The 13,283-nt window shown below is 69.9% G+C and carries 11 protein-coding genes; 1 reads left to right on the top strand and 10 read right to left on the bottom strand.

All coding sequences use genetic code 11. The annotated features are described in order from the left end of the window. Positions 1-42: 42 nt before the first annotated feature. The 8 genes from D7X30_RS27750 to pgeF form a co-directional block, all read right to left on the bottom strand. Entirely contained in the window at positions 43-618 is a 576-nt protein-coding gene (locus tag D7X30_RS27750) for a biopolymer transporter ExbD (RefSeq protein ID WP_120565986.1), read from the bottom strand. Positions 619-620: 2 nt separating this feature from the next. After that, positions 621-1,145 (bottom strand): biopolymer transporter ExbD, encoded by a 525-nt coding sequence (locus D7X30_RS27745; protein WP_120565985.1) that lies wholly within the window; start codon positions 1,143-1,145, stop codon positions 621-623. 25 nt (positions 1,146-1,170) lie between these two features. Next, a complete protein-coding gene (locus tag D7X30_RS27740; RefSeq protein ID WP_120565984.1) occupies positions 1,171-1,926 on the bottom strand; it encodes a MotA/TolQ/ExbB proton channel family protein in 756 nt (251 codons plus the stop codon). Between the two features lie 164 nt (positions 1,927-2,090). Further along, on the bottom strand, positions 2,091-4,685 hold the full coding sequence (gene topA, locus D7X30_RS27735; protein WP_120565983.1) for a type I DNA topoisomerase: 2,595 nt from the start codon (positions 4,683-4,685) through the stop codon (positions 2,091-2,093). A gap of 23 nt (positions 4,686-4,708) precedes the next feature. Then, entirely contained in the window at positions 4,709-5,839 is a 1,131-nt protein-coding gene (locus tag D7X30_RS27730) for a DNA-processing protein DprA (protein WP_120565982.1), read from the bottom strand. Between the two features lie 141 nt (positions 5,840-5,980). After that, positions 5,981-7,195: a LysM peptidoglycan-binding domain-containing protein gene (locus tag D7X30_RS27725; protein WP_120565981.1), complete on the bottom strand. Its 1,215-nt coding sequence runs from the start codon at positions 7,193-7,195 to the stop codon at positions 5,981-5,983. Between the two features lie 27 nt (positions 7,196-7,222). Next, entirely contained in the window at positions 7,223-8,092 is an 870-nt protein-coding gene (locus tag D7X30_RS27720) for a tetratricopeptide repeat protein (protein ID WP_370039924.1), read from the bottom strand. Between the two features lie 88 nt (positions 8,093-8,180). Continuing rightward, positions 8,181-8,939, bottom strand: coding sequence for a peptidoglycan editing factor PgeF (gene pgeF / locus D7X30_RS27715; RefSeq protein WP_120565979.1), 759 nt, complete (start codon positions 8,937-8,939; stop codon positions 8,181-8,183). A gap of 216 nt (positions 8,940-9,155) precedes the next feature. Between pgeF and D7X30_RS27710 the strand changes: the two genes are divergently transcribed. Continuing rightward, positions 9,156-11,081 carry a diguanylate cyclase gene (locus D7X30_RS27710; RefSeq protein ID WP_120565978.1) on the top strand — a complete coding sequence of 642 codons (1,926 nt, stop codon included), beginning with the start codon at positions 9,156-9,158 and terminating at the stop codon, positions 11,079-11,081. 45 nt (positions 11,082-11,126) lie between these two features. Here the strand turns inward: D7X30_RS27710 and D7X30_RS27705 are convergent, their stop codons facing one another. Beyond that, the gene (locus D7X30_RS27705) at positions 11,127-11,720 is read right to left on the bottom strand and encodes an SGNH/GDSL hydrolase family protein (RefSeq protein WP_120565977.1); all 594 of its coding nucleotides are present in this window, start codon (positions 11,718-11,720) and stop codon (positions 11,127-11,129) included. Positions 11,721-11,727: 7 nt separating this feature from the next. Then, complete coding sequence (locus tag D7X30_RS27700) at positions 11,728-13,227, bottom strand: trypsin-like peptidase domain-containing protein (RefSeq protein WP_120565976.1); 1,500 nt, start codon at positions 13,225-13,227, stop codon at positions 11,728-11,730. Positions 13,228-13,283: the final 56 nt, after the last annotated feature.

The raw sequence follows: 13,283 nt of genomic DNA, 5'->3' as shown, positions 1-13,283 counted from the left end.
CCGTGCGTTCCATCCCGCGCGGGGGAGTGGTGTGTCCGGCGGCTACTCCGCGTCGCGCTGGAGCACGATGAAGCGGTAGTTCTGCAGCTCGTTCTCGCCCGCCGTGTAGAGCACCGTGAGCAGCAGATCATACGGGACCATCTTGTCCGCGATGACCGACAGCTCATGCGTGAAGGGCGCCGCCGGGTTGCGCTCTTCGATGTACTTCAGCTTCGCCACTTCCTTCTTCAGCTGCGCGTCCAGCCCCGCCACCAGGCGCCCCTGAAGCTGGGCCTCCGGGATGCGGCCGTCCTTCAGCCGCACCACCTCTTTGTCCCCCACCAGGATGTTCTTGGGGGTGATGGTGATGGCCACCGTGTCCTTGGGCGAGGTGCGCGTGGAGGACACCGGCGGCCGCACGTCCTCGGACGCGGTGATGGCCGCGGAGGACGACGCGAAGGACTTCAGGAGGAACACCAGGATGATGGTCATCATGTCCATCATCGCGGTGATGTTGAGCTCCTTCACCTCGCTGGCGGCCTCGCGCTCCTTGCGCTTCTTGCGCGCGAGCGCCCGGCGGTAGCGCATGCGCGCGAGCTGGTCGGCTTCTTCGGCGGACAGGGGCGCGGATTCGGACATGGCTAGAGGACGCCCAGGGTGACGTCGGGGAAGAGCAGCTTGCGCTCGGCGACGGTGCCCGTCGTCTCACGCAGGGCGTCCATCGTCTGGATCAGCGCCTCGTAGGGGATGTCCGGATCCGCCGCGACGATGACCTTCGTCTCCTGCGGGAAGGCGGCCTTGAGCTTCACCATCTGCGCGTTCAGCGCGGCGAAGTCCTGCGTGCCGTCCGTGCGCAGGGACAGCGTGGGGACCTTCTCCGCCGTGACGGGAATCTCCGCGCTGTTGCCCCGGATGAAGAGCCCGTCCTTGGAGATGAGCACGGACAGGTTCAGCTTGGGCGCGTCCGCGTCCCCTCCCGCCCCCACGCTGGCGCCGTAGCTGGGCGCGTTCACGTTGAGCGCGCCAAAGGCGGTGAGGCCGGTGATCGACAGCAGCATGAAGATGATGAGGTTCATGAGGATGTCGAGGTACGGGACGATGTTCAGCTCGCCCGCCTCCTCCTCTTCCCTCGGCTTCAGCTTTCGGCGCGAGTAGTGGAACGCCATGGCGTGTCCGGTGCCTTTCGGCGGCTCAAGACGCGGCGCGGACGTCGGAGTCCGAGGGGACGACTTCCAGCGAGCCCCGGCGCGACAGGAGGTTCTCCAGCTTCAGCGCGTTGAGCTCCACCAGCTCCACCATGTTCTTGGCGTAGTTGCTGAAGAACAGGTGCGCCACGATGCAGAGCACCGCGATGGAGAGGCCGAAGCCCGTGTTGTACATGGCCTCCGAGATGCCGTTGGAGAGCAGCGCCTGCTTCTGCTCCGCCGGCACGTTGCCCAGCGCGCGGAAGGTGCCGATGAGGCCCACGATGGTGCCGACCAGGCCCACCAGCGTCGCGATGTTCGCGAGCGACCACAGCCACTGCACCCGGCGCGAGACGTGCGGCGTGTACTCCGCCAGCGCCTCCTCCACCGCCTTGGCCACTTCCAGCTCACCCCGGTTCGCGTTGATGAGCCCCGCGCGGATGACGCGGGCCAGGGGCGAGCGCGGCGCCATGCCGCAGAACTTCACCGCGCGGTCCAGGTTGCCGCTGCGGACCATCTTGTGGACCTGCTCGATGAACGCCGTCGCGTTGAGGCGATAGCGGAAGAGCAGCGTCACCGCGCGCTCACCGATGACGGCCAGCGAGGCGGCCAGCCAGAACAGGTTCACGAACATGAACGGGCCGCCGGCCTTGAACGCACCGACGATGAACTCCCCCAGGCCTCCCGAAGAAGCATGGCCCGCTGCCGCGGGGGCGGCCTCGGCCACCACCACACGCAGCAACTCACTGACAGAGGGAATCATCGCGACCGCGTCCTTTCGCTGCCCCCCGCGCGCACCCCTGCCGCGAAACGGGCAGGAGGCATGCTGGCGGGCCGGGAGCAATCCGGACTTCTAGGACTTCGTGCGCGAGGGTGTCAAGCCAGGGGGCCGGGCGTACCCCCCTGGAATGACTGGGCTTTTGCTGATCAGGCTTCCACGCTGGGCGTGGGAGCAGGCGCTCCTTCCGCGGAAGCCCCCGGAATGGCTGGCTCCACCACCTCGCGGCGGTAGTCGCATTCCTTGTTCGGGCAGGCGATGTAGGCGCCGTCCCGCTTGGAGAACTTCTGCAGGAGGTAGGGCGACGCGCACTGCGGGCAGGCTTCCGCGAGCGGCCGGTCCCACGCGGCGAACTTGCACTCCGGATACCGGTTGCAGCCGAAGAAGATCTTCCCGCGGCCGCTGCGGCGCTCGGTGAGGTAACCCACCTTGCACTCCGGGCAGTTGACGCCAATGGAGATGGGCTTGGACGTCTTGCAGTCCGGGTAGCCCGAGCACGCCATGAAGCGCCCGAACCGGCCGCGCTTGATCACCATGGGCTTGCCGCACTTCTCGCACTTCTCGTCCGTGGTCTCCTCCTCCACGATGACGATCTTCCCTTCGGCGTCCCGCTTGAAGTCCTTGGTGTTCTTGCAGTCGGGGTAGTTCGAGCAGGCGAGGAAGTGGCCCATCTTCCCGAACTTGATGACGAACGGGTTGCCGCACTTCTCGCAGGCGATGTCGGTCTTGATCTCCTCGCGCTTGACGTCGCGCATCTCCGCTTCGGCCTTCTCCAGCGTCTCCTTGAAGGGGCCGTAGAAGTCGTGCAGCACCGTCTTCCAGGACGCGCCGCCGTCGGAGATCTGGTCCAGCTTCTCCTCCATGCTGGCCGTGAACGACACGTCCAGCTCATGGGGGAAGTGCTTCACCAGGAGCTCGTTGGTCATCTGCCCCAGGTCCGTGGGACGGAAGCGGCTCTCCAGCTTCTCCACGTACTTCTTGTCCTGGATGTTGGAGAGGATGGCCGCGTACGTGGACGGACGCCCGATGCCGCGCTCCTCCAGCTCCTTCACCAGCGTCGCTTCGCTGAAGCGCGGAGGCGGCTGGGTGAAGTGCTGTTCGTTGAGCAGCTTGTCCAGCGAGAGCAGCTCGCCCTCGTTGAGCGGGGGCAGCTCGCCCACCACGTCCTCGGCGCCCTCTTCACCGGCGGCCTTGGCCTTGTCGCGCTCGGACTCCTCTTCCGGCGTGAGGCCGGCGCCGTAGACGCCCAGGTAGCCGGGGAACTTCAGCGTGCTGCCGGACGCGCGGAAGGTGGCGCGGCCCGCGGTGATGTCCGCGGCCGTCTGATCATAGACGGCGGGCTTCATCTGGCACGCGACGAAGCGGTTCCAGATGAGTTCGTAGAGCCGGAACATGTCCAGCTCGTCCATGGCGTCGAAGAAGGGACGCACGCGCTCGGGCGGGTACTCCAGGGACGTGGGCCGGATGGCCTCGTGCGCGTCCTGGGCGCTCTTGCGGCTCTTGTAGACCATGGGCTCCGGCGGCAGGTAGTCCGCGCCGTACTTCTGGCCAATGAACTCGCGCACCTGCGTCACGGCGTCGTCGGACAGACGCGTGGAGTCCGTGCGCATGTACGTGATGAGCGCCGTCTGGCCCTCTTCACCCAGCGGCACGCCTTCGTACAGCTTCTGCGCCAGCGTCATCGTCTTCTTGGCGGTGAAGTGCAGCCGGTTCGCCGCCTCCTGCTGGAGCTTGGAGGTGATGAAGGGCGCGGGCGCGTTGCGGCGGCGCTCCTTGCGGTCCACCTTCGCCACGGTGAAGGGCGCGTCCTTCAGCTCCGCGACGAGCCCGTCCGTGGTGGCGCGGTCCTTGAGCTCCACCTTCTTGCCGTCCACGCGGGACAGCTTCGCCTTGAAGGGCGGCGGCCCCTGCGGGCCCTGCACCAGCGCGTCCAGCGTCCAGTACTCCTCGGGCTGGAAGGCCTTGATCTCCGCCTCGCGCTCGACAATCAGGCGCACCGCGACGGACTGCACGCGGCCGGCGGACAGGCCCCGGCGGATCTTCTTCCAGAGCAGCGGCGAGATTTGATAGCCGACGAGCCGGTCGAGGATGCGGCGGGTCTGCTGCGAGTCGTAGTTGTCCTGGTTGAGCTGGCGCGGCTGCGCGATGGCGTCCTGCACGGCGCGCTTGGTGATCTCGTTGAAGGTCACCCGCAGGGAGTCCGGGTGGCCCAGCTCCTCCTTGATGTGCCAGGCAATGGCCTCGCCCTCGCGGTCGGGGTCCGTCGCCAGGAAGACGCGGTCCACCGTCTTGGCCATCTTCTTCAGCTCGTTGAGGACCTTCTCCTTGCCCTTGATGACCGTGTACTCGGGCTTGAAGTCGTCCTCCACGTCGACGCCAATCTTGCTCTTGGGCAGGTCCTTCACGTGGCCCACGGACGCCTTCACCGTGTAGCCGGAGCCCAGGTACTTCTTGATGGTCTTGGCCTTGGCGGGCGACTCCACCACGACCAGGTAGTGCGGGCCCTTGCCACGGCGCTCGGGCACTTCTTCTTCAGCGTCCGCGTCCGCGTCCACGGCGGGGAGTTCGTCGGCGTCCGCGCCACGGCGGCGGGCCGCCGTCTTCTTCTTGGCGGTGACCTTCTTCGCCGCCGTCTTCTTCTTGGCCGCCTTCTTGGCCGCCGGCTTCTTCGCAGCCGCCTTCTTGGGCGTCTCCTCCGCCGCCGCCTCCGTCTGCGCCGCCTGTGTCTTCTTCCGCGTGGCCATGGCTCTCCTACCTCGAACTGCCTCTAGACCTTCTCGTACCGTTTACCCGGGTGCTGGACCACCAGCCCCGACAATTCCAACTCCACCAGGGCGCTCGTGAGCGCCGCGGGCGACAGCGGGCTTGCGGCGAGCACCTCGTCGAACGAACGGGGAGCCCGGTCCAACAGCCCATAGGCCCCGCGCGCTTCCGCCGACAGCGCCTCCCACCACCCACTGTCCCGCCCCGCGGGCACCGCGCGGACCGGATGAACGCCCACGACCGCGCAAATCGATTCCGCGGACGTGCATGCGCGGGCCCGCCCGTCCGCCAGCAGGGCGTTGCAGCCCGCCGCGGCCGGCTGCCAGACGTCCCCTGGCAGGGCGAACACCGGCCGGCCCTGCACCTGCGCCGCCTCCGCCGTGTAGAGGGCCCCGGACCCCTCCCCCGCCCGCATCACCAGCACCGCGTCCGACGCGCCAGCGATGAGCCGGTTGCGCCGGGGGAAGGTCGTCGTGCTCGCCCGGACTCCGGGCGGCAGCTCGCTGAAGTACACCCCTCCCCGCTCGAGGAAGTGGGGCAGCATCCGGGCCTGGGCGGGGTCCAACGCGTCCAGCGCGGAGCCCAGGAAGGCCCACGTCTCCGCGCCCACGTCCAGGGCGCCCCAGTGGCAGGCGCGGTCCACGCCCTCCGCCGCGCCCGACACCACCCCCACCCCGGCCTCCGCCACCTTCCGGGCGAAGGTGCGCGCGAACGGCAGGAAGCCCTGATCCGGATGACGGCTGCCCACCATCGCCAGCCTGCGCCGGGGCGGCCCCGGGTTGCCCAGATGGAACAGCAGCGGAGGCGCGTCCTCCACCCCCACCAGCCGGGAGGGATAGGCCGGCGAGCCCGCGAAGGCCACCTGGAGCCCCGTCCGGGCACAGGCCTCTTCCGTCCGGGACGCCAGGGCGTCCAGCGATGCGACGGCGGCCAGTCGCTGACGGACGGTCGCGGGCACCGGGACATCCGCCACCCAGTCCCGCACGGGAGTGGACGCGAGCCGGGACAGCGCCCCACCGGAGAACGCGCGCACAGCGTCCAACGTCCGGGGCCCCAGGCCAGCAATGGCCCAGAGCGCCAGGGTGGCGCGCTGCTCGTCCCAGTGTAGGTGCGTATCCGTGTTTGTGTCCGCCATGCCATCCCCCGCCTGTTTCCCACCTATATAGAGGTGGTCCCGGGAGGGGCGTGACACATAACACCGGTTCTTCGAGGGTCAAGCGACCCGCCCTTCCCGGGCGGGTCGGAATGCAGCATTCCTGCCGATCGCCGCCTTCGTTCAGCGGCTGGCGGTGGGCGTTCCGTCCTTGCGCATGGTGGCGCGGTCGCCGGCGGAGACCTCCACCATGGAGCGGGTCATCAGGCAGTTGGAGGTGCGCTCACGCACTTCGGTGACCATGCACTGGGCCACGGCCTCCCAGGGGTAGGTCTTCTGGCCCTTGCCCGCGTCGCCCATCTTGTAGTCGCTGCGGCCGAGCACATCCAGGCTGGGGTCGCCCCGGCGCTCGATGGTGAAGGTGTTGCCCACCTGCACGCCGTCCGCGGTGCCGCGGTCCACGACGACGAAGTTGTGCTCGCCCAGCAGCGTCTGGCCCGGCGTCATCGGCGTGAGCACGAAGCCGGGGATCTCCTTGCTGTTGGGCTTGGGGGAGATGCGCTCCGACAGCTTCTCGCTGGAGGGGCCCACCAGGTCGCCGCGGGAGATGGGGTCCCACGTCTCCATGATGCGCGCGGTGACCACGTCGTTGTTGATGGCGACGACCTGCACCGTGCCCAGGAGCTCCGTGAGGTAGCCCGTGCGCGCGTTCGTCACCGGGTGCTTCACCTCTTCCACGGTGTGGAAGATGACGTAGCGGTCGCCAATCTTGGCGGCGCCGCGCTTCTTGAAGCGCAGGTAGACCTTCTCCGGAGCGGAGAGCATCAGCGCCTCGGAGGTCGAGCCCTCGATGCGGCCCGCCTCGTCCAGCTCGCGCGTCGTCACGAAGCCCTTGGTCGTCACCGGGCTGGACTTGGCCGGGTCGTAGCCGATCTTCCCGACCACCGACACCAGGCTGCCGCCGCTCACGTCCGCGGGCGCCGTCACGTCGTCGGAGGGCAGGTCCCCGCCTTCCACGCGCGCGGGCACTTCCTCACCCCCCGGGAAGAACTTCACGTTGTTGCCCGGGTAGATCCAGTGCGGGTTGGCGATCTGCGGGTTGTAGGACCAGACCTTGGGCCAGTACCAGGGGCTGCCCAGGTAGCGCTGGGACAGGTCCCACAGCGTGTCGCCCGTCTCCACCGTGTGCACCTGGCCGGGCGCGCTCTCACGGCCCTGCGCGGCGCCGGGGGGCAGCGTGACGGAGGTGGGGCGCTGCTCCACGTCGTCGGAGATGTCCTGCCCTTCCGTCTCGGCGGACGGCTGGGGCTCCTCCTCCTGCGCGTCCTGGGCGAAAGCCGTCCATGCCGGCGCGACGGTGAGGGGCACGAGCAGGGTGGCGAGGATCCGGGAGCGCATCGGACGACGTCCTTTCACAAAAAGGGCTTACGGCGAGAGCGCGGCGAGCCGCTGCTCCGCCTGCGTGGCGGCGGCCGTCCCCGGGAACTGGGTGACGACGCGGGTATAGAGGGCTCGGGCATCCACGGCCTGGTTCAGCCGCACCCGGCACTCCGCGAGCCGGAGCATGCCGTCCTGGACGGCATCCCCAGCGGGGTAGTTCTTGATGAGCTTCTCGAACGTCTTGGCCGCGCCGGCCGCGTCCTTGAGCCCCATCTGGCCCAGGCCGCTGAAGTACAGGGCGTTGTCGGCGCGGGGGTGGCGAGGGTTCTCCGCCGCGAAGCGCGTGAGCGTCTCCACGCCGCCTTCCACGTTGCCGGTGCGCAGCATGGCCACCGCGCGCTCGTATTCGGCGTCGAGGATGTCCGGGTCCTTCTCCGGCGGCTCCATGCGAGCGGCCGTGGTGGAGCCCATCGAGCCCACCGAGCCCGTCCCCGACGAGCCCTCCACCGGAGAGATGAACATCTCCATCTGGTCCGTGTCCGGCTCCATCACCGCCACCGCCGTGTTGATGCGCGGCGCGGGTTCCTTCTTCGGCTTGAGCCGGACCACCGTCAGCTCCGCCGGCGCCAGGCTCAGCGACTCGCCCGCCTCCGGCGAGGCGGCCTCCGGCTTCGAGCTCGCGGTGGCCTTCGGGGACGCTGCGGCGGGGGCCGGGGCGGCGGTGCGGGCTCGCGAGACGGCGTCGCGGTTCTCCAACCGCTCCAGGCGCTCCAGCAGCGACGCCTGGGATGCGCGCAGCGTGCGCACCTCCGCCTCCAGCCGGCCCACTTCCGTCTGCGAAGCAGCGGTGGTGGCGCAGGCGGTCGGCGCGGACAGCGCGACAGCGGCAAACAGGCGGAAGAGGAAGGGACGCACCGGCACGAGCCTGGACGGAGGGAATTCCAGGTCGAGGATAGGAAGGCCGGTCGGAGACCGTCAAGAAAACGACCCCGGCGGGCCTCCGCTAGAAGCGGTGCAGCACGTAGTTGAGGTGACGCCCGGTGCGCCCCGCGTCCCGGCGGTGGGAGAAGAACCGGTCCGGATCACACGCCGTACAGGCCTGTAGCACGTCCACGTGCTCCGGCTTCAGGCCCGCCTTCAGGAGGGACGCCTTCACTGCGAGTGGCAGGTCCAGGTGCGGCTTGTCCCCCGCCCGGACGACCTCCGGGCCGAAGCGCGCTCGGAAGCGGTCGCCCAGCTCCGGGGACACTTCGTAGCAGCACGCCTGGATGCAGGGGCCCACCGCCGCCAGCAGGTCCTCCGGCCGGCTGCCCCGCGCCACCAGCGCCTCCACCGTGCGGGCGCTGATCTCCAGGTCCGTGCCCTTCCATCCGGAGTGCACCGCCGCCACGCGCCTGGCTCGCGGGTCCACGATCAGCACCGGCACGCAGTCCGCGGTGCCCACCGCCACCCAACTGCCCTCCCCTTCCGTCCAGAGCGCGTCCGCTTCGCCCAGCGTCGGGCGCAGCAAGTCGTCGGGTTCGCCGCGCGCCTCCAGCACCGTGTCGCCGTGCACCTGCGACACCCGGCAGAGCGCGCCCAGACGCGCGCCCGCGGCCTGGGCCAGCCGGCGGTGGTTCTCCTCCACCCGGGGGCGCTCGTCGTTCACGGAGAAGCCCAGGTTCAGCGACGCGTAGGGCCCTTCGGACACCCCACCCGCGCGCGTGGCGAAGCCATGGGGCACCGGCAGCAGCGCGGATGTGAGGAACACGGGCAGGGTCATGGGCGGATTTCCTATCACCGGGCTCGGTTTTCGGGAGTGCGCCCACCGTGTCACGGGTACAGCCCGTGAAAACAGGAAACCGCCGAGGACCCACACCCCCATTTCAATATTTCGACACCGGTACGTTTGACAGGGCGTGTCATGCCCCTGACAATTTTCAACACTCCGTCACTCGCGGACAGAACGCGAATGCACGAAGCACACTGCGCCCCGCACATGGCCCTCGGTTCCGAGACGATTGGCAGGAAGCTCTTGTGGAGCATCGCGCTGCCCGGGTTGGTGGTGGCGCTCCTGGGCGTGGGCCACTTCTCGCGCGAAGCGCGACAAGCGGTGCGGGAAGGCACGCACCTGGAGGGCCTCGCACTGGCGGAGGCCGTCGCCTCCACGTTCACGCTGCCGCAGGTGCCGGGCGCGGCTCCCCATGGCGCGGTGGCGGAGGTGCTGTCGTCGGACACGCGGCTCTTCCGCTCCGTGGAGGACCTGCGGGTCCTGACGCCGGACGGGCGCATCCGGTGGAGCCGGCGGCCGGCCGAGCAGGGCCACCCGCACCCGGAGGCCGCGCGGCTGTCCGCGACGGGTCCGGAGACGGCGCGCTCCAGCGACCACGGCACGGAGGTGGTGCGGCCCCTGGGCGGTCCGGAGTGCTCCGGCTGTCACACCGGCGAGGCCGCGCAGCGCATGGGCGTACTGCAGGTGCGCATGGGCGAGCCCGCGCTGACCCGCCAGCTCCAGACGGTGTTCCAGGACGCGCTGGGCGCGATGGTGCTCTTCGTGGGCATCCTGGGGCTCGTCACCTGGCTGTCGCTGCGCTTCGTGCTCACCGCGCCGCTCAAGCGGCTGAGCGAGGCCATGGGCCGCGCGGCGGACGGCGACCTGCTGGTGCGCGCGGAGGCCCGGGGCACGGATGAGATTTCCCGGCTGGGCGCGGCCTTCAACCAGATGCTCGCGCGGCTCACCTCCATGAAGGTGGAGGAGATCGACACGCACCGCGACCTTCAGCTGGTGAAGGAGAAGCTGGCGCTGAAGGACGAGCTGGAGGAGCGCCTGACGGAGCTGTCGCTGCTGTTCGACGTGGCCCGTTCGCTCAACACCACGCTGGAGCTGGACGAGCTCCTGTCGCGCATCACCCGCATGGTGGTGGAGCGCCTGCACATCCCGGACTTCTCCATCATGCTCCTCAACGAGGAGGGCCTGCTGGAGGTGAAGCACGCGTGGCCGCGGGGCCGGGGCCTGGAGGGCCACACCTTCGCCATGGGCGAGGGCGCGTGCGGCCGGGCTGCCCAGGCGCGCAAGGCGGTGTACCTGCCGGACCTCACGGACAGCACCAGCGTCTTCGCGCGGCGCGGGCTGCGCGGCGGCTCGGAGCAGGGCTCGCTGCTGGCGGTGCCCATGGTGCACGCGGACACGCTCCTGGGCGTCATCAACTTCCAGCGCCCGGAGACGGCGAGCATCTCCGCGGAGGAGATCGAGCTCTTCACCGCGGTGGCGGATCAGGCCGCGACGGCGGTGACGAACGCGCGCCTGCACGCGGAGACGGTGAAGCTCACGCTGACGGACGCGCTCACGGGCGTGCCCAACCGCCGCCACCTCTTCCAGCGCCTGGACCTGGAGCTGGCGCGGGCCCAGCGCTTCGGCGTGCCGATGGCGCTGCTGATGGTGGACGTGGACCACTTCAAGCGGCTCAACGACCTGGCCGGGCACCGCGCCGGGGACGAGACGCTGCGCCGGGTCTCCGACGTGCTCCGGACCCGCGCGCGCAAGGTGGACACGCTGGGACGCTACGGCGGCGAGGAATTCGTGCTGCTGCTGCCGCAGGTGTCCAAGGCCACGGCGGTGGAGGTGGCGGAGACGCTGCGCCGCGCGGTGGCGGACTCCGTCACGCTCAGCCGTCCGGGGCTGCCCGGGGGGCATGTCACGGTGTCCATCGGCGTCTCGCACTTCCCCACGGACGCGACGGCGCAGGACACGCTGGTGGACTGCGCGGACTCGGCGCTCTATTGCAGCAAGCGGACGGGCCGCAACCGCGTGACGGCGTTCGAGCCCGGCATGGAGGTCCACCCCGGCCGCGAGCGCAGCATCAACGCGCCGCCCGCGGACGCGCCGTCCACTCCGCCCGCGCCCTCCGGCATCGCGAAGGCCTGAGCGCGGGGCCTCAAGGCGCCCTGCCCCGCTCCTCCGAGCCGGGGCCTACCGCCGCACGAGCGTGCGGACCACGGGGAGCATCAGGTCCGCCCACTCCTCGTAGCCCTCCGCGGACGGGTGGAAGCCATCCGAGCAGAAGAAGTCCGGGCGCCGGGGGATCATCTCCCGGCTGGCGGTGTAGAGGTCCACCAGGTGGAGCCCGTGTGAGCGGGCCACGGAGGCGATGGCGTCGTTGAACGGCTCGATGCGCCCTTCGTACAGCGCGCTGGGCACCATCTTCGCCACCGGCGCGAGCGCCATGTCCGCCAGGTTCACCACCACCATGGACGCGCCGGTCTGCTTCAGCCGCCGGGCGATGCGGTCCAGGTCGTCCTCGAACTCCGCCACCTCGGTGCCGCGCCAGATGTCGTTGGTGCCCACGCCCAGGGTGATGAGCGTGGGCTGCAACGCGATGACGCGCTTGAGGGCGTTGTTGACGATGTCGCGCACGCGCGCACCGCTCTGCCCCAGGTTGCTATGGCCCACGGGGAGGCCGTCCTTCCGGAGGCGGGAGGCGAGCCGGTCGGGATAGCCCCCGCCCTGCGACGCCCCCACCCCCACCGCCGTGCTGTCACCCAACGAGACGTAGTTGACGCTCATCCCCAGCTCAAGGCACGGTCAGCGCGCGCAGCAGGCGTCCGCCGCCGGGACCGGCCACGCGCAGCAGCAGCGTGCTGCCCTTGGGCGCGGCGCGGATGGCCGCGGCCAGCTCCTTCGCGCTCGCGATGGGCTTCTTGTTCGCCTCCACCACCAGCATGCCCGGCGTCAGCTGCGCGCGGTCCGCGGGCGAGCCCGGGACGATGTCGGTGATCAGCGCTCCGGCGCGCTCGGTGAAGCCCGCCTGGGACGCCGTGCGGGCATCCAGGTCCTGTAGGGACACGCCCACGCGGCGCGAGCTGTCCTGCTCGTCGGTGGCCCCCGGCTTCTTCTTGGACAGGCCCTCCAGGTCCGGCCGGGTGCCCATCGTCACCTTGACGTCCTGCTTCTTGCCGTCGCGGTAGAGGGTCAGCGTCGCGACAGAGTTGGGCTTCTTGAGCGCCACGGTGCGGGTGAGCTCGCTGTCGGAGCGCACCTGCTTGCCGTCCACGGCCACCACCACGTCGTCCGGCTTGAGCCCGGCCTTCGCCGCCGGGGAGTCGGGGGTGATCTGCGTGAGGATGGCGCCCTCGCTCACCGACAGCTTCAGCGCCTGGCCCAGCTCACGCGTGAGGGGCTGGATGCCCACGCCCAGCCAGCCGCGCGTGACGGAGCCCTCCTTCTCCAGCTGCGGCAGCAGCGCCTTGATGAGGTTGCTGGGCACGGAGAAGCCGATGCCCGTGCCGCCGCCGACGATGGCGGTGTTGATGCCCACCACCTCGCCCTTCATGTTGAAGAGCGGGCCGCCGGAGTTGCCGGGGTTGATGGCCGCGTCCGTCTGCAGGAAGTCGTCGTAGACGCTGGCGCCGATTTCACGGGCGCGCGCGGACAGGATGCCCACGCTCACGCTGGAGGCCAGGCCGAACGGGTTGCCGATGGCCAGCACCCAGTCGCCCACGCGCACGGCGTCGGAGTCGCCCAGCTTCACGGAGGGGAGCTGATCCACCTTCTCCTTGATCTTCACCACGGCCACGTCGGTGAGCGGGTCGCGGCCCACCACCTCGCCCGTGAACGAACGGCCGTCGTCCAGGCGGATGGTGATGGTGACCGCGTCCTCGATGACGTGGTTGTTGGTGAGCACCAGTCCCTTGGGGTCGATGATGAAGCCGGACCCGGCGCCCTGGCGGATCTGCTCGCGCTCACTGCGTCCGCCGCGGCCCCGCCCGTTGCCTCCGAAGAACCGGTCGAAGAGCGGGTTGTTCTCCATGCCCTCGGGCACTTCCGGACGGGCCTGCACGTCCACGTTCACCACGGCGGACTTCACCGACTCCACCAGGGGCGCCAGCGAGGCCAGCGACTGGGCCTCACGCGTGGCGGGCTGGAGGTTGCCGGCCTGACCGGTGACCGCCGGCTGCGTCTGGGGCGCGGGCGGCTTGGGAGCAGGAGCCTGCGCGAGGGCGAGCGTGGGTGATGCCAGCACCAGCACGGCGGCCACGAGCTTGCGACGGAACGAAGGGAGCGTGTGGGTCATGGATTTCCTCAACCTAAAGCGGAAACGAAGCCCCGCAACCGGAACGACAGTGTCCG

The sequence above is a fragment of the Corallococcus sp. AB011P genome (assembly GCF_003611605.1).
Classification (GTDB): domain Bacteria; phylum Myxococcota; class Myxococcia; order Myxococcales; family Myxococcaceae; genus Corallococcus; species Corallococcus coralloides.
The sequence above is the reverse complement of the archived record's forward strand: the minus strand, read 5'-3'. Positions and strand labels throughout refer to the sequence as shown.